The following is a 26,316-nucleotide window of genomic DNA, read 5'->3' as shown; positions in this document are numbered from 1 at the left end:
CTACTTCGCATCATACCAGGTGGAGCCATACTCATAATCAACTTTCAGTGGGACGTCCAGTTTGATTGCAGATTCCATTACTTCAGGTACGATACGTTTTAACGTTTCAATCTCATCTTGTGGTGCCTCAAAAATCAATTCATCATGTACTTGAAGCAACATACGTGTTTCTAACTTTTCTTCTTTTAAGCGTGTCTCCATTTGAACCATGGCGAGCTTAATAATATCCGCAGCCGTTCCCTGTATTGGTGTGTTCATCGCTGTTCTTTCAGCGAAACCGCGCTGATTGAAATTCCGTGAATTAATTTCGGGTAGATACCTTCTTCTCTGTAACATCGTTGAGACATATCCGTCTTCTTTCGCTTTTGTGACAACGTCTTCCATATAGTTTTTTACGCCTGGAAAGCTTTCTAAATAGCGGTCAATAAATTCACCCGCTTCTTTTCTCGAAACGTCGATACTTTGTGACAAGCCATAATCACTAATGCCATACACAATTCCAAAGTTAACAGCCTTTGCATGTCTGCGCATATTCGACGTAACATCTTCTTTGTCTACATTAAAAACGTTCATCGCTGTTTTTGTATGAATGTCTTCATCGTGCTGGAAAGCCTCAATCAAATTCTTATCTTGCGCGATATGTGCAAGAACGCGTAGCTCAATTTGAGAATAATCTGCTGCAAACATCACCCAGTCTTTTTGAGATGGAATAAATGCTTTTCTGATTTTGCGGCCTTCTTCAAGACGAATAGGGATATTCTGCAAATTTGGATCCGTTGAACTAAGTCTACCGGTTTGAGTAAGTGCTTGATTAAACCTTGTGTGTATTTTACCTGTATCTGAATAGATTACTTTTAACAAACCTTCAACGTAAGTCGAATTTAATTTCCCTAGCTGACGATAAAGAAGAATTTCAGGAATGATCTCGTGCTTACTTTCAAGCTTTTCTAACACGTCTGCAGAGGTGGAGTATCCCGTTTTTGTTTTCTTAATAACCGGAAGCTCCAACTTTTCAAACAGGACTTCACCAAGCTGTTTAGGCGAGTTAATATTAAATTCAGTTCCCGCGAGTTCAAAAACCTTTGCTTCGATCTTACTCAATTTTTCATTTAACTCTTCGCCCATTTTTTCTAGGAAGTTAGTATCCACAGAAACACCTTTTGTTTCCATTTCACCTAGCACAAGCGTCAGAGGCATTTCTAGGTCATGGAACAGTTCATACTGCTCATTGTGCTTCAACTGTTCTTCAAGCTTCTCTTTTAACTGATAGACGGCATAGGCTTTTCGAACAAGGTGATCCGAAAACTCTTCTACTTCAGGAAGTTTACGTTTCGCGCCTTTTCCATAGATGCTCTCATCAGAAGAAACAATAGAAAAGCCCTCTCGTCTCGAAATAGCAGATAGATCATGCGTCGATTCAGATGGGTTTAAGAGATAAGAAGCAATTACTAAATCAAACGTAATCCCTTCTAATGAAATGTCCTTCCAACCTAAAGCTACAACGGCTCTTTTCGCATCAAATACCCATTTTTTCTGAGTGCCATCTTCCAAAAAGTCGCGGAACAATTGAGACTGTAACGCTAAATCTGTTGGAATGAAATAATTTCCGTTTTCATTTACAAGTGAGATTCCTTGAATCTCTGCATTGTGGTAATTTTCTTCCATCACTTCGACAATCATCGCAGAAGGACTAACGAGATGCTTAGCTTCTATCTCGTTGATCGTCTCAAAATCTAAATCGTCGATTTTCTCGTCTTCTACTTCTGTCCCCCCGATTCGATTAAGTAGAGACTTAAATCCAAGTTCACTAAACAGTGTAGCGACTGCTTCATGATCATAACCGCTGTAGCCTAAATCAGTTATCCCTAGTTCAAGTGGCGTTTCTTTAAAAATTGTTACAAGCTCTTTGCTCATCATCGCCTGCTCTTGATTTTCTTCCAATTTTTCTTTTAGCTTTTTACCAGAAACATCGTCAAGCGATTCAAAAACGGCATCCACTGTGCCAAATTGTTTTAATAATTTAAGAGCCGTTTTCTCCCCAACACCAGGAACACCTGGAATATTGTCAGAGTTATCACCCATAAGCGCCTTCATATCAATAATTTGATCGGGGCTAAGGCCGTATTTTTCACGAAGAAAGGCCGGGTCATATGTATCGATGTCAGTTATTCCTTTTTTCGTTAAGGCTACATGAACGTTATCTGAAACAAGTTGGAGAAGATCCTTGTCTCCCGAATAGATTTTCACTTCCCAATCTTCTTTACTCGCAAGATCCGATACGGTTCCGATGATATCATCTGCTTCATAATTCTTAATTTCATATCGCTTAATTTGAAATGCGTCCAGCACTTCACGTATAACAGGGAACTGTTCGCTTAATTCTGAAGGGGTTTTCTGTCGCCCGCCTTTATACTCTGTATACGTTTTATGGCGAAACGTTGTTTTACCGGCATCAAACGCAACGAGCATATGTGTTGGCGACTCATTTTCTATAATTTTCAGCAACATCGTTGTAAATCCTAGTACGGCATTTGTATAGACACCTTTATCATTATTTAACAACGGCAATGCAAAAAACGCACGGTAGGCAATGCTGTTTCCATCAATTAAAACTAACTTGTTCTTCAATAGGAAGTCCTCCATTTCATTCATTATGCATTTTATCGATCACTGTACATCCCAAAAGACGCCTGCTCCATATATTTTACCACGATGGTAAAAAGAATGAAAAACAAGCGTCCAACTGATACATCCGGTTTTGCTAATGATATTGAAAGACAAAAAAAGAGAGACGAGAAAATCTCGTCTCTAAAATGTGCTCTCGTCATGATGAAGGGGTCAATTGTTACTTTACAGAAATAATTTAAAGAACATATAAACAGACTGTAAAGAAATCGTAAAGATTAATATTGCCTCTCTTTATTTAACGTGATAACAAAAGTTGTCCCTTCACCAGGTTGACTGTTAACTGCGATGTGACCCTGATGAGCTTCGACGAGGTGTTTCACTATAGCAAGTCCAAGACCAGTCCCACCAGAATTTCTACTTCTTGCACGATCTACTCTGTAAAAGCGTTCAAAGATTCGGGGAAGCTCTTCTTGTCGTATTCCAATACCATTATCCGATATCGTAAACTGAACAGCATCTTTTTCCTCGTTAACGAAAATCGTAACGCTCCCTTCTTCAGGAGTATACGTAATACTATTGGCAATTAAATTAAGAAACACCTGTTTTAAACGGTTTGCATCTCCTTTAATTTGAAGATCCCCATTATAGGTAATTTCAACTTCAATGCCTTTCTTATCTGCTTTACTTTTTGTCATTAAGAGACAATCATCAATCACTTCTCTTAAATCGACATCTTGCCAATTTAACGCAAAATGCTTTTGTTCCATCTTTGATAGGTCGAGAAGATCCTGAATGAGGCTCTGAAGACGATCACTTTCATTTAAAATTATTGTAAGAAAACGAGTGCGAAAAGCTTTATTTTCCATAGCTCCATCAAGTAATGTCTCTGCAAAGCCTTTCAACGAAGTGACAGGCGTCTTTAACTCATGAGATACATTTGCTACAAAATCCTTTCGCATTTGTTCGAGCTTTTTCAACTCTGTAATATCGTGGAAAACAAGAACAACACCTTTTAGCTTTTCATCATGGTTAAGGATCGGCGCACCTGAGACGTCAAAGTGACGCATTTCAATTCCAACCTGCAACTCAACTTGCTTCCGAACAGTTTGCTCAACAAGTAGCGTCTCTTCCACTAATCGAATGATTTCCCTATACGGAAGTGCTTCATAATAGAGCAAATCTAAGTATTCTTCGGTTTTGATATGAAACGTTTCTTTATAAAAACGATTAACAAGGTTAATATGACCTTTTGTATCAATCAAAATTAGGCCACTATCCATATTTTCAATTAATGTCATCAACCGGTTTTGCTGAATTTCATAAGAATTTGTCATGTTTTGTAAATTGCGTGCGAGAATGTTTAAGGCATGACTAAGTTGCCCCGTCTCATCCAGCTTATATTCATAAGTTCGTGCTTTAAAATTCCCAGAAGCAAGCTCATTGGCAACATTCAAGGCACCCTCTAAAGGTTTTGTTAACTGATTTGAGATGCGAAGACTAAGGTAAACATTAATGAAAAAAGCCCCTGTAAATGAAAGAATTAAGGTTAGCCACATATTTGACAAAGCCTCTTCACTAGCATTATCGAATAGAATGCCTTCAAATAAATTACCTATGAAAACAACTAAGATTGAAAAGACAAGAAAAAGAATAACGAATTGAGCATTCAGAAAACGTGAGCGGAACCGCTTCATTTAACAGAAGGCTCCTCTAACTTATAGCCAAGGCCTCTAATTGTTTTAATGTATTCAGGTTTACGCGTATTTTGTTCAATTTTTTCTCTTAAATGACTAACATGGACATCTACAATCCGGGTATCACCAACAAAATCATAATTCCAAACGGCACTCAAAAGCTGTTCTCTCGTAAGAACACGACCTTTATGACGTACAAGATACACTAATAATTCAAATTCTTTAGGAGTAACCTCCATTATTTCCCCCTGGAAAAATGATTCGTAATTATTTGGATAAACCTCTAATTCACCCACCTGGATTTTCTCTGATTCTTCCATCTGGTTAGCTACTTTCGATTCTTCAAGCTGTTTTACCCGCCTAAGAATCGCCTTAACACGCGCAACGACTTCTCTAGGACTAAACGGCTTTGTCATATAATCATCAGCACCCAGTTCGAGACCAAGTACTTTATCAAATTCATCATCTTTGGCAGTCAGCATTAAAACAGGCGTATGAATGTGGCGTTGTCTCAATTCTTTACACACCTCTAACCCATCCATTTCAGGTAGCATAAGATCAAGAATAATGCAATTTGGCTTCTCAGCCTCAACTACTTTCAATGCTTCTGCACCATCTTCAGCTGTCACAACATCATAACCAGCTTGTTCCAGATTAAATTGAAGCAATGTTAAAATCGACATTTCGTCGTCTACAACTAGTATCTTTTGAGCCATCGTAAAATCCCCCTAACGAATTTCCCCATTCATCAATGCCGATGCCAGGCTTTTCTTTTATTTTAGCCTGAATACCCTCATCATACTATTATTTTCATAAAGGCAAAAGAAAAACTTGACTTTTTTAGCAGTATGAAGCGCTTTTATCAAAAACAAATGTAAAATGTGAAAAAAAAAGAGCCTTATTCAGGCTCTAAAAATTCTCGAAGGATGTTGACTTTGTTAATGGTTTTGCAGGATATGGGGGGCAGACAGTAAACAAACCGTCTAAGATAGCTTCTCCTGATTCATTCATGCCCTTAACGTTTATTTCAACTTCATGTTCTTTTGTAAAGACATTCATAACTTCAAACTGAAAATGAAGTGTCTCATAATGATGGACGGGATTCTCGAAAATGACTTCCTGCTTTTTAATACTACTTCCAGGCCCAGGCAAATACTTAGATATAGCACCTGTTACGATAGCAAGAAGCATAATTTGCGGGACAATCGGTTTTTTGAAAGGTGTCATCGAAGCATAATCATGCTGAATGAAAAGAGGATTATTGTCATTTGACAGCCCGAGATATAAAAGAAGGTCCCGATCCTCTATTTTTTCTGTCACCTCAAGCTTTTCACCTACTGACATTTCATCGATCATTCGTCCAAGTTTACGTTTTTTTCCTAGTAACATCGCTAATCCTCCTTTTGAAAGCGTTTTCTTCTTGTTTTAAAAAGAGATCCGGTTCTCACACCGGATCTACGTTGTTACCCTAATACCGTCATTACTTTACGAACGGAATCAGCTGATTTATCTAGCTCTTTCTTCTCTTCATTTGTTAAATCAAGTTCAATGATTTCTTCAATACCGCCACCGCCAAGAATTGTCGGTACACCGAGGTAAAGCCCGTCATAACCATACTCGCCTTCGAGATAGGCGATTGTTGGAAGAACACGACGCTGATCTTTAAGGATCGCCTCTACCATCTCAACAAGTGATGCAGCAGGAGCATAGTATGCACTACCATTTCCTAGAAGACTTACAATTTCGCCGCCACCTTTGCGCGTTCGTTCTACAATTTCAGCAAGGCGTTCTTCAGAAATAAGGCTCTGAAGTGGAATACCACCAGCAAACGAATAGCGAACAAGTGGAACCATATCATCACCATGCCCACCGAGGACGAACCCTGTAATATCTTTAACGGAAAGGTTCAACTCTTCAGCAATAAATGAACGGAATCGGGCAGAATCGAGAATTCCCGACTGGCCAATGACGCGATTTTTAGGAAGCCCAGACTCCTTAAACACCGTATAAGTCATGGCATCAACAGGATTTGTTAACACAACAATGGTCGTTTCAGGAGAATATTTTACAATATCCTGAGTCACACTTTTCATAATTTTCGCATTTGTATTCACAAGATCGTCCCGGCTCATTCCTGGTTTTCTTGCAATACCAGCCGTAATCACAACAATATCTGAACCTGCTGTATCTTCATAATTTGATGTACCGGTTATTTTAGAATCAAAACCCTGAACGGGGCTTGCTTCAAACATATCAAGTGCTTTCCCTTTTGTTGGGCCCTCCTGATTTGGGATATCAACAAGTACAACGTCAGCAAGTTCTTTTTGGGCTAAAAGAAAAGCTGTTGTTGCCCCAGTAAAACCTGCACCAATTACGGAAACTTTTTTACGTTTCACTGTCATTTAAATGCCACTCCTTTCATACAAGGAAAAATAGTGATTTTATTTTAGTCCATATTATTGATGAGTTCATCACCAAATTCAGATGTTTTCACTTCTGTTGCACCCTCCATAAGACGTGCGAAGTCATAAGTAACAACTTTATTCGCAATTGTTTTTTCCATAGAATCAAGTACAAGCTTCGCAGCTTCATTCCATCCGATATGCTCAAGCATAAGGACTCCTGAAAGAATAACGGAGGAAGGGTTTACTTTATCAAGACCAGCGTATTTCGGCGCCGTTCCATGTGTTGCTTCAAAAATAGCGTGTCCAGTTTCGTAGTTAATGTTTGCTCCAGGAGCAATTCCAATTCCACCAACCTGAGCTGCTAGAGCATCAGAAACATAGTCACCGTTCAAGTTCATTGTAGCAACTACGTCAAACTCAGCTGGACGAGTTAGAATTTGTTGCAAGAAGATATCTGCAATGGCATCTTTAACAATTAGCTTGCCTTCGCTTTCTGCCTTGGACTGCGCTTCGTTCGCAGCATCTTTTCCTTTTTCTTCAACGATGCGATCGTATTCAGACCAAGTGAAAACTTTGTCTCCAAACTCTTGCTCTGCTACTTCGTAACCCCAGTTTTTGAAAGCTCCTTCAGTAAATTTCATAATATTCCCTTTATGAACGAGCGTTACATTTCTGCGCCCCTCATCAATTGCGTACTGAATAGCTGCACGAACCAAGCGCTTAGTACCTTCTTCTGAAACAGGCTTAATACCAATACCAGATGTTTCAGGGAAGCGGATATTTTTTGCACCCATTTCATCTTGAAGGAATGAAATGATTTTCTTGACTTCATCAGTACCCTTTTGGAATTCGATTCCTGCATAAATATCTTCTGTATTTTCGCGAAAAATAACCATATCGGTATCCTCAGGACGCTTTACAGGCGAAGGAACGCCTTTAAAATAACGAACTGGACGAAGACAAGTAAATAAATCTAGCTCTTGTCGTAGGGCAACATTCAGCGAACGAATGCCTCCCCCAACTGGTGTAGTGAGTGGTCCTTTGATTGCAATTATGTATTCACGAATCGCATCAAGCGTATCTGCAGGGAGCCATTCACCTGTTTTATCAAATGCTTTCTGACCTGCATATACTTCTTTCCATACGATTTTTTTCTTACCACCATAAGCTTTATCAACTGCGCCTTCTAATACTTTCGAAGCCGCCGCCCAAATATCAGGTCCCGTTCCGTCCCCTTCAATGTATGGAATAATTGCATGATCTGGAACGTTTAGTACACCATTATTTACGGTAATTTTCTCTCCATTAGCCATTTTATATTCCTCCTAGTGAATGATAAGCATTGAATAAAAGGGAAGAAACCTTCCCTTTTTTATTATCTATTTTCTACTTTTACATACGTTTGATTTGTGGCGCCTACGTATTCAGCACGCGGGCGGATTAAACGGTTATTGCTATACTGCTCAAGAATATGAGCAATCCAACCGGATACACGACTGACCGCAAATAGCGGTGTGAACAAATCGTGATCAATCCCAAGACTATGGTAAACAGAAGCCGAATAAAAATCGACATTAGGTGGGAGACCCTTTTCACTTGTCACGATTTCTTCCATTTTCGTCGACATCTCGTACCACTTTGTTTCTCCAGTAAGTTCTGTTAGCTTGCGAGACATTTCACGCAAATGCTTTGCACGAGGATCACCAGTTTTGTATACGCGATGTCCAAAGCCCATGATCTTTTCTTTGTTTTCAAACGCATTTTGCAAATATGGTTCTACGTTATCAACGCGATCGATTTCACTTAACATAGCCATAACGCGTTCGTTTGCTCCACCATGAAGTGGTCCTTTCAGTGCCCCAATTGCAGCTGTTACGCCTGAATACATATCTGAAAGTGTTGCAACACATACGCGGGCAGTAAATGTTGATGCATTTAGCTCATGATCGGCATGGAGCACTAGCGCTTTATTGATCGCTGTAACAGCAACTTCTTCTGGAAGTTCTCCTGTTAACGTATATAAGAAGTTTGCAGCAAAGCTAAGATCTTTCTTAGGCTCTACTGGAGCTTTCCCTTCACGAATACGTGAAAAAGCGGTTACAACAGTTGGGATTTTTGCTTGAAGACGGATCGCTTTACGGTAATTCGCCTCTTCGCTCATATCGTCTGCTTCCTCATCATACAGTGCAAGTGTAGAAACTGCGGTACGAAGAGCCGCCATCGGATGCACCTTATCAATTGGATACGATTTCATTTGATTCACAATCTCTTCAGGAATCGAAGCGTTACTAGCAAATTCTGCTGTAAATTCCTCAAGTTCATTCTTATTAGGAAGTTTATCGTTCCATAATAGATAGATTACTTCTTCAAAACTAGCATTTTCAGCGAGGTCATCGATATTATACCCTCTGTATGTTAAGACATCATTTACAATAGAACTAATCGATGATGTTGTTGCAACTACGCCTTCTAATCCGCGAGTAGTCGTCATACGTCTCCCTCTCCTTTTCCATATTATTGGCTCTAATATTTTCTAAAAATTCTGCTTTGATAACGCTTTTAAAACGCTCCAAAAAAATAAGAACCTATGTACAAGATGGTGCGTCAGTTCTCATTATAAACAATTCTCCGATATTTGTGAATGAATATGCATAATTTCGTCGATTCCTTTTTTTCTCAAATGTTTGAAAAATGATAATAAAGAAGCGAATCACGAAAACGTTATGCCCCTCTGAGCAGACGTTCAGGTGAAAAATTCAACAACCTTCATCGCCATATAAGCAATGCCCGCTCCAATCAATGGACCAACGGCAATTCCTTGAAAAACAGCTACAGCAAGAATTGTACCAAATACAAGCGCTGTCGTAATATGCGGATCATTTTGCAGTAAAATAATCCCTTTTGAAGCGATAATCGCAACAAAGATACCAGCTCCCATTGCAATCCATGCATAAGAAGATTTAACTGCTTCACCAAGTTGCTTAAAACCTATTTCTCCATTTGCAATTGGTACCAGCACTGCAATCGTAATGATTGTTACTCCCCAGGAGATTCCTTTTGATTGAAAGATCGGAAAGACTTTATCACCAAGTCCCACCGTTTTCACAATCACCAAGACCGCTACGGCAATAATGAGCGAGCTATTTTTCGCAATAAGCGCGATTGCAAGTAAAATAAGTAGAAAAATAGTAGGTTGAGAAAAAATTGACATAACGCTCCCTCTTTCACATTAGCAAGAACTCTTTTAGCATAACAAACTTTTGGAAAATAAGCACGAAACTGGTTTACTACAATTGCTTGTTTTAAAGCAAGCAGTGTAAAATATAGGAAAGGGATCCTAGGAGGGTTGAAATGAATTGGAAATATATACATAGAGTTTTACGGTTTTTCCTTGTAATCTTTCTTATTATTCTTTCCTTAATTGCCTTTTATTATATTTGGCATCTCGCTTACCCTTTTGTAATTGCTCTACTTCTTGCTTTTTTAATCAATCCAATGGTCGACTTACTAGAAAGAAGAGGAAAAATTCCAAGACCCTTTGCTGTAGCTCTCTCCATTTTATTTCTAATTGGGGTGCTAGCAGCTTTTATTGCCCTGCTCGTAAATGAGCTTGTCCAGGGCATCGTTTATATCGCTAGCGTATTACCAGGAAACTTTCAAGAAATCGTTCGTTTCGTAGAAGAACTCTTCGTGTCACATGTTATGCCGCTTTACAATCAATTAGAGGACTTGTTTAAAGATTTAAATAAAGATCAGCAAACAACTGTTCTTGACAATATTCAATCAATCGGAACAACTGTTACTACTGCTGTAACAGATATTCTTCAATCTCTCGTTGAAGGAATACGTTCGATTATCGTTAGTTTACCAACTATTTTAACTGTGCTTGTCTTCTCGATGTTGGCTACTTTTTTTATCAGTAAAGACTGGTATAAATTCATTAATTGGCTTAAAAAGAAAGTGCGTAGTGATATCCAAAGAAGTATTGGTACGGTCTATGTTGATTTAAGACGGGCTTTGTTTGGCTTTCTTAAGGCGCAGCTTACGCTGATCTCCATGACGGCTGTTATCGTCCTTATCGGTCTATTTATTTTGAGAGTTGATTATGCGATCACAATTGCGATTATTATTGGCCTAGTAGATCTCTTACCTTACCTTGGGACTGGAGCAATTTTTGTACCGTGGATGATCTATTCTTTTTTAACCGGCAATTATGCTCTAACAATTGGACTTTCTATTCTTTACGGAGTCGTCGTCATCCAACGCCAGGTTATGGAGCCAAAAGTCCTATCTTCTAATATAGGTCTTGATCCCCTCGCAACATTAATTGCGTTATTCGTAGGCTTTCAACTATTTGGATTCATCGGTCTGATTATCGGGCCAGTTCTTCTCGTTGTTCTTAAAACACTTTATCAAGCGAATGTTTTTAAAGATATTTGGGGTTATATAAAAGGGACATCCTGTAAATAGCGCAAACAAGGTTATAAATCAACAAAGCGTATTGAAGGCAAAAAGCATAAAAAAAACCATAGGAGCAACTGTTCATTTGTACGTTGCTCCTATGGTTTAATTTGTTACATCCTTGAACCTTTCAGCTCAACCATTATTTTTGTACTTCAGTAGCGTCATACACTTTAACGTCTAATGGGGCCACCAAATATTCTGGCGCTTTTCCAACAAATGCTTGGAAATGAGCACTTTGATTGTGCTTTTCAACTGCAGCCATGTCTTCATAAGCTTCAATCATTTTATAAGTGCTCTCTTTTTCAATTTCTTTCGTCAACGTATATGAAAGATTTCCTTCTTCTTTTCTAGCTTCTTCAATAAGAGTAGCTACTTCGTTAAGAAACGCTTCTTCCTTAGCCGGGTTAATTTGTAATCCTGCATGAATAATAATCATTTGTTACATCCTCTTTTCAATGTTTTTTTATTTCCACTCTGTAATTGATTCAACAGGTAAGCGAACAGATTTGTATCCTTCGTTTGCTGCTTTACCAATTGAAATCAGCATCACTGGATAGTAACGCTCTTTATCCATACCGTATGCTTCAGCGATCTGATCTTTCTCATATCCACCAATTGGATTTGTATCATATCCGTGTGCTCGAGCCGCTAACATCAATTGCATGGACACTAATCCACCGTCAATGATATTCATTTCTCTAAATTGCTCAGTTGACATACCTTCTAACAACCCTTTTATCGCTGGAAGTTGTTGATCTCTTACTTCTGCAGGCATATACCCTTTTTGTACAGCAGTGTCATAAATTTCATCAGCATAGTCGAGGCTGTTCATATCTACAAATACCGCAATAACAGCTGCAGACGTTTCAACTTGTGATTGATTAAATTTAGCAAGTGGGCCTAAAGTTGTTTTTCCCTCTTCGCTATCGATAACGACAAAACGCCATGGTTGAAGATTAACTGAAGATGGCGCCAACGTAGCTTCCGTTAATATTTCCGTCATCTCTTCTTTCGTAATTTTGACTGATGGATCGTAATGGCGAATTGAGCGTCGTCCTGTAATAATTTCATTAAAATCATTTATTTTGGTAGCATTCATCGTAAAATCTCCTTATGTCATTTCTTGTTAGTATTGAATTTCTTCAATGTTGTTTTGAATACGGCTTAGCATGTCCGATAATTCGGTTTGTTCCTTCTCACTAAAGTCTTTTAACACTTTCCGAATGAACTCTTCTTTCTCTATTCGAAAAGAAGCAATTTTCTCTCTACCTTCTTCTGTTAACCTTACAAAGGTAAAGCGGTTATCATCCGGACTCTTGCGTCGAGTAACCATTTCTTTTACCTCAAGCTGCTTTAAATGTCTTGTGACAGCAGCACTATCAATATTCACTTCTTTCTGCAAAGCTGTTTGGCTAATCTCCTCAACCTCAAACAATTTATGCAGGATCTCTAAGCGAGACTGACTGATGCCGGTACATCTTTCGAATTTCGGGCTCATTTGTTTGTATATATTATTTAACTGGTATAATATTTTACCTTCATCTGTGCAAGAAGCTTTCAACGCATCCTCTCCCTTCAATCAATTGATGGGTCAATCATTGACTCATCAACTAATATACTAGCTGTATTCCTGAATGTCAACTCGAAAACACTAACTATTGATAGATCAATCATTGACTACTCAATTAAATTAGCACACGAATGGTTTTTATATCAACTAACCGCTCACTACTCGCACTAAAACAGGAGCTTGAATGTAGACTCAAGCTCCTTAAAGACATGTTTTCTATGATGATTATATAAGGCATAGAGCACAATTTTCTTACCTTCTAATAAACATAAACTGTCCATTATTCATTCGACGTTCAAGGAATTTCTTAATCCATCTCTTAAATGGTTTTCTAGTTGCCGGTATAAGAAGCAAAAAGCCGACTGCATCTGTAATAAATCCCGGTGTGAGTAGAACGACACCACCTACAAGTATACACAAACCATCTAGAATAGCTTCACCGGGCATTTGACCAGTCTGCATTTGTCTGTTCACCTTCTGGATCGTCTCTGCTCCTTCTTTACGGGCAAGCCAGGCCCCGAGGATTCCGGTACCTATAATCAATAATACTGTTGGAATAAGCCCCAGTGTTCTTCCTGACAGAAGTAACAAAGCGATTTCTAGAGCCGGTACGATGATAATAAAAAGCAACAAAATACGAAACATGACATAGCTCCCTCAATTATAATCGGGAAAGTGTCCCGTTATCCCTATTATACGTGTTTTTCAATTTTTTTCGAACTCAATTGCCTCATTCGTTCATTATAAAGAATACCCACTAGAGGTTTTGGAGTATGGAAAAAGGCTGTCGATTTACTCGACAGCCTTTAAAGCTTACAACATACTTATAGGATACTTGCTTTCCCGTTGTAAATAATTCCTGTTGTTGCATCTAATGTTACTTGTTGACCCTCTTCAAATAGCTCAGTAGCATTCTCAAGACCAACGACTACCGGCAGCCCAAGACTTAAGCCGACAACAGCAGCATGGCACGTAAGACCGCCTTCTTCTGTAATAAGTCCAGCTGCTTTTTCTAATGCAGGAACCATATCTTTATCAGAAGCAATCGTCACAAGGATTGTGTTAGCATCTGCTTTTTGAATCGCTTCTTCAGCAGTTTTTGCAATCGCAATGCGTCCTGAAGTAGATGTTTTGCCAATACCCTGTGCTTTTGCAAGAATATCACCGATCACGTGAACTTTCATCAAGTTTGTTGTACCAGATTCTCCAACCGGTACACCCGCTGTAATAACAACAGTATCTCCGTGATTAACAATACCAGATTGGATTGAAGCGTCTACAGCCACTTCTAGCATTTCATCCGTAGTCGAGACTTTATGTCCTTCTTGTGCGTGAACGCCCCATACAAGAGCAAGCTTGCGGCATACGCTAGCAGTATTCGTTACAGCAACAATTGGTGCCTTCGGACGATATTTAGAAATCATACGAGCTGTATGACCGCTTTCTGTAGCTGTAATGATAGCAGGCACATTTAAGTTATAAGCTGTGTGTGCAACAGATTCACTGATCGCATTTGTAGTATTTGTTTCGGTTTCTTTACTTCTTACAGAAAGAAGATCACGGTAGTTTAGTGATTTTTCAGTGTATGATGCAATGTTATGCATCGTTTGTACAGCTTCGATTGGATATGATCCAGCTGCTGTTTCACCTGAAAGCATGATCGCATCTGTGCCATCTAGGATTGCATTGGCAACATCACTTGCTTCCGCACGTGTTGGGCGTGGATTACGCTGCATAGAATCAAGCATTTGTGTTGCTGTAATTACTGGTTTACCAAGTGCATTACATTTCTTAATAAGCTGTTTTTGTACTAGAGGCACTTCTTCAGCTGGAATTTCAACACCAAGATCACCACGTGCAACCATTAAGCCGTCAGAGATCTCAAGAATAGAATCGATATTATCGACACCTTCACGGTTCTCAATTTTAGGGATGATTTGAATATCAGTTGCTTTATGCTTCTCAAGAAGTTTACGAATGTCAAGAACATCGGATACACGACGAACGAATGACGCAGCAATAAAGTCTACACCTTGCTCAATACCGAATTCGATATCTGCAGCATCCTTATCCGTAATACCAGGAAGGTTAACACTTACGTTCGGTACGTTAACACCTTTTTTATTTTTCAACGTTCCATTATTTAGAACCTCAGTATAAAGTTCATTCTTTTCGATTTGTTTTACTTCGAGTTCAATTAATCCATCGTCAAGTAGAATTTTAGATCCTACGTGAACATCGTTAACAAGTTCGGGATACGTAACAGAAATCTTTTCTGTTGTACCTAGAACTTCTTCCATAGATACGATAAGCTGTTGACCTGCTTCAAGATCGATACCGCCATTTTCCATATTATTCGTACGGATTTCTGGGCCTTTCGTATCTAAAAGAATCGCTACGTTTTTACCTAGCTTCTCAGCCACTGAACGTATTGATTTAATACGGTTACCGTGTTCTTCGAAATCACCGTGTGAGAAATTCAAACGAGCAACGTTCATTCCTGCATTAATCAATTTCTCTAATGTTTGTTCATTTTCACTTGCTGGTCCTATCGTACAGACAATCTTAGTTTTGCGCATGGGTCTGTCTCCTCCTAAAAGCTATGCTTCAATTAGTTTTCTTCATAACAGAAATGTTATGTATTTTTTCAGGCATTACGATACACCCCTTACCTATGAAGGGGTGCCCCGCATATTGCTAAATGGATAGCTCTTTTGCAAGCTGACACATTTTCTGGTTCACTTCGTGTGGAAGTGCAAGAGCTTCGTTAATATCCAAATCAACAATTTGGTTGTTTTGAATGCCAACAGTTCTTCCTTCTGCTCCCTCAAGAAGAAGTTCGACTGCACGTGCTCCAAGACGACTTGCTAGAACACGGTCAGCTGCTGTTGGTGAACCACCACGCTGAACATGGCCAAGAACCGTTACACGCGTTTCCATGTTCATTTCTTCTTGAATTTGCTTTCCAATTTCTACGCCGCTTCCAACACCTTCCGCAACCACGATAATGCTGTGGCGCTTCCCTCGATCATGTCCACGCTTGAGACGACTTAGAATGTCCGACATCTCGAACTTCTCCTCAGGGATAAGAATTGATTCAGCTCCATCAGCAAGTCCTGACCATAAAGCGATATCCCCAGCGTCGCGTCCCATTACTTCAATCACATATGTACGCTCATGAGAAGTCGCCGTGTCACGGATTTTGTCAATTGCTTGAATAACAGTATTCAATGCCGTGTCAAAGCCGATTGTGAAATCCGTTCCAGGGATATCATTATCGATTGTTCCCGGAATTCCAATCGTTGGGAAACCATGACCAGTCAATTTCTGAGCACCTCGGTAAGAACCGTCTCCACCAATAACGACTAGTCCTTCAATACCAAACTTCTTTAAGTTTTCAACACCTTTAAGCTGTCCTTCAAGTGTCTTGAACTCTGGACAACGTGCAGAATAAAGCATCGTTCCTCCACGATGAATGATATCTGCTACAGAGCCGATTTCCATTTTCTCTATATTTCCATTCATTAACCCGGTATACCCGTGGTAGATCCCGTAAACTTCAATATCATGGTAAATTGCTTTTCGAACAACAGCACGAATAGCTGCGTTCATTCCTGGTGAGTCTCCTCCGCTGGTAAGTACACCAATACGTTTCATAACTGTTCACCTCATTAGTTCTTTGTGTTATTAAAATATCAAATACAGCCCCTTAATACAATAGCAAAGGTACATCGCAAAAAAGTGCTTTCTCTTTTGCGAGAAAGCACTTTCCTTATTTCAAGCCAATGGTATCGGTTACAAACGTATATTGTCCAATATTTCTGTATTTTTCATAGCGATGATCCACCAACTCTTCTTTGGTAAGTTGTGTCAATTCTTTGAGAGATTTAGTTAGTGCGCTCTGAATAGCTTTTGACTGTTCTTCCACATTACGATGCGCTCCACCTTTTACTTCAGGGATAATCTCATCAATGACATTTAACTCTTTCAAATCTGGTGCTGTAATCTTCATTGTATCTGCCGCTTGTTGTGCCAAACTTGAATCTTTCCACAAAAGAGCCGCAGCACCTTCAGGGGAAATAACGGAATACCACGAATTTTCGAGCATGTGCACATGGTTACCTACACCAATGGCAAGTGCTCCCCCACTCGCGCCTTCCCCAATAACAATGCAGATAATTGGAACTGTTAATCCAGCCATCTCAATCAGGTTCCTAGCAATCGCTTCACTCTGGCCCCGTTCTTCTGCAGCTTTACCAGGAAATGCCCCTTTCGTGTCTAGTAAGAAAATAACCGGACGCTGAAATTTTTCAGCTTGCTTCATCAATCGAAGCGCTTTCCGATACCCTTCCGGATGTGGCATCCCAAAGTTTCTTCTAAGATTTTCTTTTGTGTCTTTACCGCGCTGATGACCAATAACTGTTACAGGATTGCCTTCAAACGTAGCGATCCCCCCTACAATGGCTTCATCGTCTCCAAACAGACGGTCACCATGCAATTCAAGAAAATCATCAAAAATACGATCGATGTAATCTGATGTCGTTGGTCGCTCAGGGTGTCTTGCTAATTGAACACGGTTCCACGCGGTTAAATTCTCGTAAATTTCACTTTCCATTTTAGAAAGTCGTTTTTCAAGTCGTGAAACTTCATCAGTAAGGTCCACTTTCTTCTCTTCCATAAAAGAATGAAGCTCTTTGATTTTATCTTCTAACTCTTGAAGCGGTCGTTCAAAATCAAGCCTTTGCCCCATTATTTCTCACCTCTATTTCCATGAATCATTAAAACTTGGCTAAGTGTTTTCTTCATATCAGCTCTATGAATAACACGGTCCAATTGACCATGATGTAACAAAAACTCAGCTGTTTGAAAATCCTCTGGAAGATCTTCACGAATCGTTTGCTCAATAATTCTTCGCCCAGCAAATCCAATTAAAGCCTTAGGTTCAGCGAAATTAAAGTCACCTACAGAAGCAAAACTCGCAGAAACTCCGCCAGTTGTTGGATGCGTCATAATAGATATGAACAATCCACCATCGTTGCTAAAGCGTTTAAGAGCTACGCTGGATTTCGCCATTTGCATTAAACTAAGTACACCCTCCTGCATTCTAGCTCCCCCGGAGGCTGTAAAAATGATGAAAGGAATTTTTTCTTTATGTGCATGTTCAATCGCTCTTGTGATTTTTTCTCCTACCACAGACCCCATGCTACCCATTCGAAAACGTGCATCCATCACAGCAATAGCTGTTCGGTAACCATCAATCGTTCCTTCACCTGTTACCACCGCTTCGTTCAATGAAGATTTCTTTTGATCCTTTTCCAAGCGTTCAACATAACCAGGGAAAGAGAGAGGATTCTCAGAAATCATCTCTGCGTCCAGTTCTCTAAATGAACCTTGATCAAGTGTATTTTTTAAGCGTTCAGGAGCAGACATCTGGTGATGATAGCCACATTTCACGCAAACCTTATGGGATTTTTCAAGTTCTTTCGTATAAATAATACTTTTGCACCCTGGGCACTTTGTCATAATGCCTTCAGGGACATCTTGTTTTATTTTATCTGAAGGAACTGTCGCATACTTTTTTTTCTTGTTGAACAAATCCTTTAACAATGTTGACCATTCCTTTCACTTATCCTAATGGCTATTCTTCCGTTTTTTTCATTTCATACTTATCCAAAAGATTAATTGCTGCTTCTTGATTTCGAGAAGCGAGCGCTTGAATCATTGCCTCATAATAATGAGTTGGACGAAATGTCAATTGATGCCATATTGTCTGGTGATAATCCGCAAGCTCTGACCATAAGCGCATAAGCAAGTGATTATGTGTGGATGAAACAATGACACGGAAGAAGGCAGTATCAAACTCAGTCGAAAAAATGTCTCGATCTGAAGAGTTGTCCTTATGTTCCATCATAGTTCTTAATCGATCAATATATTCATCTGAAATCCGTTCACAAGCCACTCTTAGTATATCTTTTTCGATTAATTTCCTCGTTTCAAGCAAATCTTCTTTCGACTTGGTATCTTTTAAAATGAAAGATGCAATCACTTCTACAAGCCGATGATCTCTAGCATTGGCGATAAAAGTCCCTTCACCGCGTCGCGTTTCAATAAGACCTAGCATTTCCATTGATCTTAACGCTTCCCTTATAGAAGATCTTCCGGCATTTAAGCGATCAGAAAGCTCCCTTTCCGAAGGGAGCTTATCACCGGTTTGTAAACCATCATTATAGATAATCGCCTTTATCTTCTGAAGAATATTCTGATAGACTTTCCCCTGGGTTGTCATTGGAAGTCAACACCCTTTCTTAGCTCTAAGAACAGGAGAACGTTAGAATAACCCGGCTTTTCACCAGGTATTCTTACAATACAATCCGCACTCATACGTAAAATGCAAGAAAAAAGTGAGAAAGTCAAGCTCTTCCCCACTTATTCATTATCTGCTTCAATGATTGCAAGAGAACGCGTTTTTTCTTTCACAGCTTCCGGATCAACATTTATTCGAGCTACTCCGGTTTCCATAGCAGCTTTCGCTACGCTTGCAGCAACTGCAGGTGCCACACGCGGATCAAATGGAGCAGGAATCACGTAATCTGCATTTAGATCTTCCTCAGCAACTAACTCTGCAATGGCTTGTACAGCAGCTACTTTCATATCTTCGTTAATGTGAGTTGCGCGAACATCAAGAGCACCTCTAAAGATACCAGGAAATGCAAGCACGTTATTAATTTGATTTGGGAAATCTGAACGGCCTGTACCAATCACTTTAGCTCCCGCTTCTCTCGCATCGTCAGGCATGATTTCAGGATTTGGGTTCGCCATAGCAAAAATGGTAGGATCCTCATTCATTGACTCCACCATTTCTTTTGTCAATGCGCCTTCAACGGACACCCCAATAAAAACATCTGTATTCACAATCACTTCTTTCAGGGATCCTTCAGCTTTATCACGATTTGTATATTTAGCTACTTCCGCTTTTACATCATTCATTCCGTAAGAACGACCTTCGTAAATAGCCCCTTTTGAATCACACATAATAATGTCTTTTACGCCGAAACGATTTAAAAGTTTAATAATGGCAATGCCCGCTGCTCCTGCACCATTAATAACAACTTTAATTTCACTCATCTTTTTACCTGATAGTTTCAGAGCATTAACTAATCCCGCTACGGTTACAATTGCTGTACCATGTTGATCATCATGAAAGATCGGAATATTTGTTTCTTTTTTTAGTCTTTCTTCGATGACAAAGCAGTTTGGAGCAGCAATATCTTCGAGATTTATTCCACCAAAAGTAGGTTCCATTAACTTAACAGTTTGCACGATTTGATCGACATCTGTTGTGTTTAAGCAAATTGGAAAGGCATCAACCCCGGCAAAACTCTTGAAAAGAACCGCCTTTCCTTCCATTACGGGAAGAGCAGCTTCAGGGCCAATATTTCCAAGACCGAGTACGGCAGTACCGTCTGATACAACCGCCACCATGTTGCCTTTCATTGTATATTCATATACTTTATTCTTATCATCATAAATTTCTTTACACGGCTCTGCTACACCAGGTGAATAAGCCAGGCTTAAATCAGTGGCATTACGAACAGGTACTTTTGATTTTGATTCTAACTTTCCTTGCCTTACTCTGTGAATATGTAGGGCTTCTTCTCTTGTAATGGACAATCATTCCACTCTCCTTTTTTCAGAAGCATTAGACTATGTTTAACAATTTCCCTAGGACATTTGGGCAGTGGTCAGACCACTCTATTTTCCCCATTATAACAAATCACCATTTGCTGTAAAGATTTTCATCGCGGCTTTTTTACGACGTTGCGTTCACCAAGTAATTTTTTCAACGTGTGAACACAGTCTGGATCAGGGTTCACTAGCCATCCTTCACCTAATTTAACTGTTTTATCTGTTTTACTATAATATATAACAACCTCTGTATCACCTGAATGTTGATGAAGCACTTTCTTCACTTCACTTAAGACGCTTTCGTGATGCGGTTCAATTTTAAGAAACAAAGTTTGTTTTGCTTTTTTAGGCTTAATATCCGCTAACTTCATGACCCTTGATATAATGATATTCGTCTGATCATTTCTCTTTTGTCCCACCCCATCAACATATAGAAATTCTCCTTTAGTCAACAGGCCCTCCATTTTCTCCCAGACGTCAGGAAAGGCTACTCCTTCAATTTCTCCTGTTTCATCACCAAGTGTTAGAAAGGCCATCATTTGACCTTTTTTCGTTCGAATACTTCGCACCTTCAATACCTCTACGGCCAACCTAAGCGGGGCACGATCCTCAGCCTCTATCGCATCTTTCGTAACGTTCCTTACATAACCTTTTAATTTATCCAAATAAGGATCAAGCGGATGAGCGGTTAAGTAAAAACCAATCGCTTCTTTTTCAAAAGCGAGCATTTCCGCTTCATCAAAAGGGGGGACGCTTTCGTAAGCTGGTTCCGTTTCGCCATCTTGGAAGAAGCCTTCCTGACCCCTTTGTTCAGAACCGTAATTCATCGCCCCTTCTAATGATGCAAGCATAGAAGAACGACTTACCCCAAACTCATCCATTGCCCCTGCAAATATAAGTGATTCAAGAGCGCGCTTGTTCACCACTTTCAGCGAAATCCTCGTACATAGATCAAAAAGACTTTTGTAAGGATGCGTTCTTTTTTGCACGATCTCTTCAATCGCATTTCTTCCGACATTTTTTACCGGTAGAAGTCCGAATCGAATGGCATTCTTCTCCACCGTGAACGTTTCCTGACTACTATTAATCGATGGAGGTTGAACTATCATGCCTTTTTGTTTCGCTTCAGCTAAATACGTCGCAAGTCGATCCTGGTTTCCAACGGCAGAGTTCAGAAGACTTGAAAAGAAATAGCGCGAATAGTTTGCTTTTAAATAAGCGAGCTGGTAAGCAATGACACTATAAGCAACCGCATGACTTCTGTTAAAGCCATAATCTGCAAACCGAACAATGTACTCATATACTTTAAGAGCTGTATCTTTCGGATATCCCTTCTCAAGACATCCCCTCACAAAGTGCTCTCTTTCTGACTCAAGAACTTCACGCTTCTTTTTAGATACAGCTCTCCTCAATAGATCAGCTTCTCCCAGAGAAAAACCAGCTAACTTAGAAGCAATTTGCATAATTTGTTCTTGATACACAATAACCCCATACGTTGATTCAAGAATAGGCTCAAGGTCATGGTGGAGATATTCAATTGTCCTTTCTTTGTGCTTCCCAGAAATAAAAAGAGGAATATTCTCCATCGGTCCCGGACGATAAAGTGCATTAACTGCGACAATATCTTCAAACTCAGTTGGCTTTAGCTTTCTAAGTACTTGACGCATTCCATCAGATTCAAGTTGAAATACACCAGTCGTATCGGCTTTTTGTAGTAGAGAGAAAGTAGCTTCATCATCCATTGGTAGCGTTGAAAGAGAAGGCCTTTGACCCGTTTCGTCTTCAATGTCATTTAATATACCTTCAATTAAGGTTAAATTCCGAAGTCCCAGGAAATCCATCTTCAATAAACCAATCTCTTCTAAATCATTCATCGGAAATTGGGTTAAGTTAATGTGATGACCACCAAGCAAAGGAACATGATGCGTCAGAGGCTCTGCTGAAATCACCACTCCAGCAGCATGAGTGGACGTATGTCGTGGCAGCCCCTCAATTGTACTAGCTATCTCAAATACGCGTTTCCCTTCTTCGGATGAAGAGACGAGATTACTAAGAACCTTCGACTCTTTTTTCGCCTGATTTAACGTCAAACCGGGTCGTGAGGGGATTGCTTTAGACATGGCATCAAGAAGCTTGTTGTCTACCTCTAATACTCGTCCCACGTCTCGAATGGCAGCCTTTGCTGCAAGCGTTCCAAACGTAACTATTTGAGCGACTCGATCATGACCATATTTCTCATGTACATAATCAATCACTTCATCTCGTCTAACGTCAGGAAAATCTATATCAATATCAGGCATGGTGACGCGCTCTGGATTCAAGAATCGCTCAAATAAAAGATTGTGTTTAATAGGGTCCACATCTGTTATCTTCAATAAGTAAGCAACAAGAGAACCTGCTGCAGACCCTCGACCTGGACCAGTAATCATTTGATGCTCATGCGCGTATTTCATGAAGTCCCAAACAATTAGAAAATAATCATTGAAACCCATTTTGTTAATAACAGAAAGTTCGTAATTCAATCGTTCAGTGACGCGTTCATCCTCACATGAATAGCGCTCAGAAAGATTATCGAAACAAATTTTCTTTAAATAGTCAAAAGCCGTTCCTTCATCAGGTACCGGATAAAGAGGCAAATGTGTTTGATTAAAATTTAATTCGACATTGCACTTTGCCGCAATATCAGTTGTATTTATAAGAGCTGTCTCATACCCTCTAAATCGCTGCGTCATTTCTTCCGGAGGTGCTAAATAGTACTCATGGTTAGGTAGCGCAACGAGATTTTTGTCTTCAAACCGCTGCCCTGCGTCTATACACCTCAAACAATCATGCGCTTCTCCATCTTCCCGGTTAATATAATGCGCAGCATTTGTCACCGTTAAAGGAAGATTGACCTTGTTCGCAAACGTCGAGAGCAATAAGTTGAGTTGCCTTTCTTCTCGTAACGAATGATCTTGCATTTCAAGATAAAACCCTTCCTTGAAGATACGCTGATACTCCATCGCCATTTCAAATGCGGTCGTTTCTTCACCATGTAAAAGTTCCTGTCCGATCTTGCTTAAAATAGACCCTGAAAGAGCGATAAGCCCGCTTGCGTTTTTAACTAAATCTTCTTTTTCTATGTAAGGGATATTACCTGTTGCACACTGCATGTGTGTGCTGATCTTTAATAAATTATCGTACCCAACTTTATTAACAGCCAGTAAAACAAGATGGTCGAATTGATCGCGCGTATGAAGAGCAGTACGGTTTCCCACGCGGACATCCAGGCCAATGATCGGTTTTATGCCCTTTGCTTTACATGCTTTGTAGAAAGGGATTGTTCCAAACATGGTTCCTTTATCCGTTAGAGCAAGCGACTGATACCCTTTTTGTTTTGCTGATTCTATCAACGCTTCAATACGACTCGGACTGTCTAGAAGACTATATTCACTGTAGACACGAAGATGCACGAATTCCATAGTTTATCCCACTCTCAATTTGCTGTTATCCTCTATTATAGATACTTCAAGCTTCTCAAACAAACATTATCAAGCATAACATTCTCTCATGGTTGCATAGGCTGTACTAAATGCAATCATTTGCTCCGCTTTAAATACGCCAAGTTATTTTTCGTTCATTTATAAGAAGATCCTAAATGAAACTGATTAGAAAGAAGGAATCAAAAATGGAGAGAGTAACGCTCGTTACCTTGATTATTGCTTTTTTTGTAGCCTTTGGAGTGATTGTTGGAGGTTCTCTCATCGGAGGTATTGGAGCTTTTCTCTCTGGTGAACCTCCGCTACATTGGATGTTTATTGTGGCACAACGATTAAAAATCTGGGCGATCGCAGCAGCGATTGGAGGTACTTTCGACACAATCAATAATATGGAAAGAAGTTTTCTCAGCGGTTCACCAGACGAAATCATGCGTCAGTTTTTATGGATATTCTGTGCGCTCGGTGGCGCCCAAGCTGGAATGGAAATTATTAACTGGCTAACACAGGAACGCTCCACGTTATGAGAGTCCCCCCTCTTTATTCTAGAAAGGGCTGGCAGCGATTTCTAGCCGGTCTTTGTGTAGGGGTGATTTTTGGTTGGCTCTTCTTTCTTATGCTTTTTGGTATCATGTACGAAAAGCAGATTACGACAATCAAAGAGCAAAAAATTGAAATTTCTGATCTAAGCATGCAGAATCAAACCCTGCTCGACGATAAAGAAAATTACAATAGCACCGATATTGAGAAAACACTGCTTGTAAAAAAAATTGACGTAGCTTTTGAAAAAGATAAGGAATTACCGCTTAACTCCTTAACCCGCCATGAGCTCAAAAAAGAAATTCAAAGTGAATTGAATGATCTTCTCAACAAAGATCTTGGAGCGATATCGAGGACAAGAAGCTTTATCATCTCGTCCCTCGAAAATAAAACGTTAATCATTGATGACGTAAAATATGGATTTGAAGTAAAACAATTTATTCTCTGGACAACAGTCGAGGTAGAACTTGCAATCAAGCTCGTCCAATAGCGAAAATAGATCTATTTTGTGACCTTTTGTCAGACAAGTCGCAATTTTCACAAGCGTAGTATATGATAAGAGTATAGAAATTGTGGAGGTGGCGCGATGGTTATTGATCGCAAACAAATCGCGAGAGCAAAAATCGCTGATCTAATGAATGGACGATCCGCTTACGCAGAGTCCCATGAAATGACTGCCCTTATTAAAAAGGAGCTGCAATCACTTAACATCGACGTGCACGAAGACGTGACAAGCTTTGGTTCATGGTTTATTCCTAAATCACACGATCAGATGTAAACAAGGAAGACCGGAAATCCCTTTAAAAAGGAGATACCGGTCTTTTTTATGACTTACTCGTTGCACACCTTTTCAAGTTCAGCAAGAACCTCGTCCGCTTCTTCCCATGTATACACTGTGGCACCCGCAGCCATTGGATGTCCACCTCCGTTAAACTGTGCTGCGATTTGATTTACAACAGGACCTTTCGAACGAAGGCGAACGCGAATTTGGTCTGCCTCCTCAATAAAGAATACCCACGCTTTTAATCCCGCTACATTGGAGAAACTATTTACTAGCTGGGATGCTTCGCTAGCGGTTACTCCGTATGAAGCAACGGTTTCTTTTGTGATTTTCATCCATCCTGCACCCGTTTCTGATGTTTCAAAATGTTGCAGAACATAGCCATTTAAACGGGCAATATGCTGCTCTGTCCTGTATAGTTCTTTATAAAGAAAGCCCGTGTCAACACCAAACTTTAAAAGCTCTCCAGCATACATAAAGGTACGTTGAGTCGTATTAGAAAACATAAAACGCCCAGTATCCCCTACAATTCCTGCATACAGAAGAAAAGCTCCTTTTTCGGATAGCTCGTATCCTCGGTCCTTTGCTGTTAAATATAAATCAACAATCATTTCACTTACAGAACTTGAAGAGGTATCTACCCATAGAAGATCACCGTAAGGATCTTCGTTCGGATGATGATCAATTTTAATGAGAAGCTTGCCATTTCGATAGCGCTCATCACTTACACGCGGCTGGTTAGCCGTATCACAAACAATGACAAGGGCATCTTCATAAGTCTCATTTGATATCTTGTCCATTCGATTTAGAAATGTGAGTGAAGGTTCTTCTTCACCGACAGTATAGACCTTCTTCTTAGGAAAAGAAGTTCGAATAAGCTCAGCAAGACCGCCTTGTGATCCTAATGCATCAGGATCTGGACGCACGTGGCGATGAATAATAATCGTTTCATATTGTTCAATAGCATCTAGTATTTTTTCTTTCATGAAGCTTCTCCTTTCGACTGCGTTCCTAATTGTTATTGTTCTGACATAGATTTTCCCTATCATCTTCTATACAATAGAAAAGAACC

Annotated in this window: 24 protein-coding genes; 4 read left to right on the top strand and 20 right to left on the bottom strand. The window is 39.7% G+C overall.

Features of this window, described 5'->3' with window-relative positions; genetic code table 11:
• The 8 genes from polA to LCL91_RS14260 all read right to left on the bottom strand — a co-directional run bounded on the left by polA (position 1) and on the right by LCL91_RS14260 (position 9,938).
• Positions 1-2,628, bottom strand: a complete 2,628-nt coding sequence (gene polA / locus LCL91_RS14295) for a DNA polymerase I (RefSeq protein ID WP_224883368.1) — start codon at positions 2,626-2,628, stop codon at positions 1-3.
• Positions 2,629-2,903: 275 nt separating this feature from the next.
• Positions 2,904-4,322 carry a two-component system histidine kinase PnpS gene (pnpS, locus tag LCL91_RS14290; protein WP_224883366.1) on the bottom strand — a complete coding sequence of 473 codons (1,419 nt, stop codon included), beginning with the start codon at positions 4,320-4,322 and terminating at the stop codon, positions 2,904-2,906.
• Entirely contained in the window at positions 4,319-5,038 is a 720-nt protein-coding gene (locus LCL91_RS14285; protein ID WP_160918593.1) for a response regulator transcription factor, read from the bottom strand. The genes pnpS and LCL91_RS14285 overlap by 4 nt, the downstream gene beginning before the upstream one ends.
• A gap of 193 nt (positions 5,039-5,231) precedes the next feature.
• Positions 5,232-5,711, bottom strand: a complete 480-nt coding sequence (locus LCL91_RS14280) for a MaoC family dehydratase (protein ID WP_224883364.1) — start codon at positions 5,709-5,711, stop codon at positions 5,232-5,234.
• A 74-nt stretch (positions 5,712-5,785) separates the two neighbouring features.
• Positions 5,786-6,724 carry a malate dehydrogenase gene (gene mdh, locus LCL91_RS14275; RefSeq protein ID WP_098444503.1) on the bottom strand — a complete coding sequence of 313 codons (939 nt, stop codon included), beginning with the start codon at positions 6,722-6,724 and terminating at the stop codon, positions 5,786-5,788.
• A 44-nt stretch (positions 6,725-6,768) separates the two neighbouring features.
• Entirely contained in the window at positions 6,769-8,040 is a 1,272-nt protein-coding gene (gene icd / locus LCL91_RS14270) for an NADP-dependent isocitrate dehydrogenase (RefSeq protein WP_224883362.1), read from the bottom strand.
• A 62-nt stretch (positions 8,041-8,102) separates the two neighbouring features.
• Positions 8,103-9,218 carry a citrate synthase gene (gene citZ, locus LCL91_RS14265; protein ID WP_224883360.1) on the bottom strand — a complete coding sequence of 372 codons (1,116 nt, stop codon included), beginning with the start codon at positions 9,216-9,218 and terminating at the stop codon, positions 8,103-8,105.
• 252 nt (positions 9,219-9,470) lie between these two features.
• Positions 9,471-9,938 (bottom strand): DUF441 domain-containing protein, encoded by a 468-nt coding sequence (locus LCL91_RS14260; RefSeq protein WP_255640046.1) that lies wholly within the window; start codon positions 9,936-9,938, stop codon positions 9,471-9,473.
• Positions 9,939-10,078: 140 nt separating this feature from the next.
• On the opposite strand from LCL91_RS14260, the gene ytvI reads away from it, so the two are divergent.
• Entirely contained in the window at positions 10,079-11,197 is a 1,119-nt protein-coding gene (gene ytvI, locus LCL91_RS14255; RefSeq protein WP_224883358.1) for a sporulation integral membrane protein YtvI, read from the top strand.
• Between the two features lie 133 nt (positions 11,198-11,330).
• On the opposite strand, the gene LCL91_RS14250 is transcribed toward ytvI, so the two are convergent.
• The 11 genes from LCL91_RS14250 to LCL91_RS14200 form a co-directional block, all read right to left on the bottom strand.
• Positions 11,331-11,627 (bottom strand): putative quinol monooxygenase, encoded by a 297-nt coding sequence (locus LCL91_RS14250; RefSeq protein ID WP_159783689.1) that lies wholly within the window; start codon positions 11,625-11,627, stop codon positions 11,331-11,333.
• 27 nt (positions 11,628-11,654) lie between these two features.
• Positions 11,655-12,290: a nitroreductase family protein gene (locus LCL91_RS14245; RefSeq protein WP_224883356.1), complete on the bottom strand. Its 636-nt coding sequence runs from the start codon at positions 12,288-12,290 to the stop codon at positions 11,655-11,657.
• A gap of 27 nt (positions 12,291-12,317) precedes the next feature.
• A complete protein-coding gene (locus tag LCL91_RS14240) occupies positions 12,318-12,752 on the bottom strand; it encodes a MarR family winged helix-turn-helix transcriptional regulator (RefSeq protein WP_224883354.1) in 435 nt (144 codons plus the stop codon).
• 261 nt (positions 12,753-13,013) lie between these two features.
• Positions 13,014-13,406 carry an FxsA family protein gene (locus LCL91_RS14235; protein ID WP_098444509.1) on the bottom strand — a complete coding sequence of 131 codons (393 nt, stop codon included), beginning with the start codon at positions 13,404-13,406 and terminating at the stop codon, positions 13,014-13,016.
• Positions 13,407-13,585: 179 nt separating this feature from the next.
• Positions 13,586-15,340 carry a pyruvate kinase gene (gene pyk, locus LCL91_RS14230; protein WP_098444510.1) on the bottom strand — a complete coding sequence of 585 codons (1,755 nt, stop codon included), beginning with the start codon at positions 15,338-15,340 and terminating at the stop codon, positions 13,586-13,588.
• 118 nt (positions 15,341-15,458) lie between these two features.
• Positions 15,459-16,418 carry a 6-phosphofructokinase gene (pfkA, locus tag LCL91_RS14225; protein ID WP_098444511.1) on the bottom strand — a complete coding sequence of 320 codons (960 nt, stop codon included), beginning with the start codon at positions 16,416-16,418 and terminating at the stop codon, positions 15,459-15,461.
• A 115-nt stretch (positions 16,419-16,533) separates the two neighbouring features.
• Positions 16,534-17,511 carry an acetyl-CoA carboxylase carboxyl transferase subunit alpha gene (gene accA, locus LCL91_RS14220; RefSeq protein ID WP_224883351.1) on the bottom strand — a complete coding sequence of 326 codons (978 nt, stop codon included), beginning with the start codon at positions 17,509-17,511 and terminating at the stop codon, positions 16,534-16,536.
• Positions 17,511-18,368, bottom strand: coding sequence for an acetyl-CoA carboxylase, carboxyltransferase subunit beta (accD, locus tag LCL91_RS14215; protein ID WP_165997077.1), 858 nt, complete (start codon positions 18,366-18,368; stop codon positions 17,511-17,513). Before accD ends, accA begins: the two co-directional genes overlap by 1 nt.
• A gap of 31 nt (positions 18,369-18,399) precedes the next feature.
• Positions 18,400-19,047, bottom strand: a complete 648-nt coding sequence (locus tag LCL91_RS14210; RefSeq protein ID WP_224883349.1) for a FadR/GntR family transcriptional regulator — start codon at positions 19,045-19,047, stop codon at positions 18,400-18,402.
• Positions 19,048-19,187: 140 nt separating this feature from the next.
• A complete protein-coding gene (locus LCL91_RS14205; RefSeq protein ID WP_425589686.1) occupies positions 19,188-20,426 on the bottom strand; it encodes an NAD(P)-dependent malic enzyme in 1,239 nt (412 codons plus the stop codon).
• 131 nt (positions 20,427-20,557) lie between these two features.
• A complete protein-coding gene (locus tag LCL91_RS14200) occupies positions 20,558-23,908 on the bottom strand; it encodes a DNA polymerase III subunit alpha (RefSeq protein ID WP_224883345.1) in 3,351 nt (1,116 codons plus the stop codon).
• Positions 23,909-24,084: 176 nt separating this feature from the next.
• Here LCL91_RS14200 and LCL91_RS14195 point away from each other — a divergent pair, with 176 nt between their 5' ends.
• The 3 genes from LCL91_RS14195 (at position 24,085) to LCL91_RS14185 (ending at position 25,241) form a co-directional block, all read left to right on the top strand.
• On the top strand, positions 24,085-24,450 hold the full coding sequence (locus LCL91_RS14195; protein ID WP_224883343.1) for a YtrH family sporulation protein: 366 nt from the start codon (positions 24,085-24,087) through the stop codon (positions 24,448-24,450).
• Entirely contained in the window at positions 24,447-24,953 is a 507-nt protein-coding gene (gene ytrI / locus LCL91_RS14190) for a sporulation membrane protein YtrI (protein WP_224883342.1), read from the top strand. The genes LCL91_RS14195 and ytrI overlap by 4 nt, the downstream gene beginning before the upstream one ends.
• A 96-nt stretch (positions 24,954-25,049) precedes the next feature.
• Complete coding sequence (locus LCL91_RS14185; RefSeq protein WP_224883341.1) at positions 25,050-25,241, top strand: hypothetical protein; 192 nt, start codon at positions 25,050-25,052, stop codon at positions 25,239-25,241.
• A 53-nt stretch (positions 25,242-25,294) separates the two neighbouring features.
• Here the strand turns inward: LCL91_RS14185 and LCL91_RS14180 are convergent, their stop codons facing one another.
• Positions 25,295-26,230: a DHH family phosphoesterase gene (locus LCL91_RS14180; protein WP_224883340.1), complete on the bottom strand. Its 936-nt coding sequence runs from the start codon at positions 26,228-26,230 to the stop codon at positions 25,295-25,297.
• Positions 26,231-26,316: the final 86 nt, after the last annotated feature.

It is taken from the genome of Guptibacillus hwajinpoensis, assembly GCF_020171785.1.
Lineage (GTDB): Bacteria > Bacillota > Bacilli > Bacillales > Guptibacillaceae > Guptibacillus > Guptibacillus sedimenti.
Note: the sequence above shows the minus strand (reverse complement) of the source record. Positions and strands in the feature narration are given on the sequence as shown.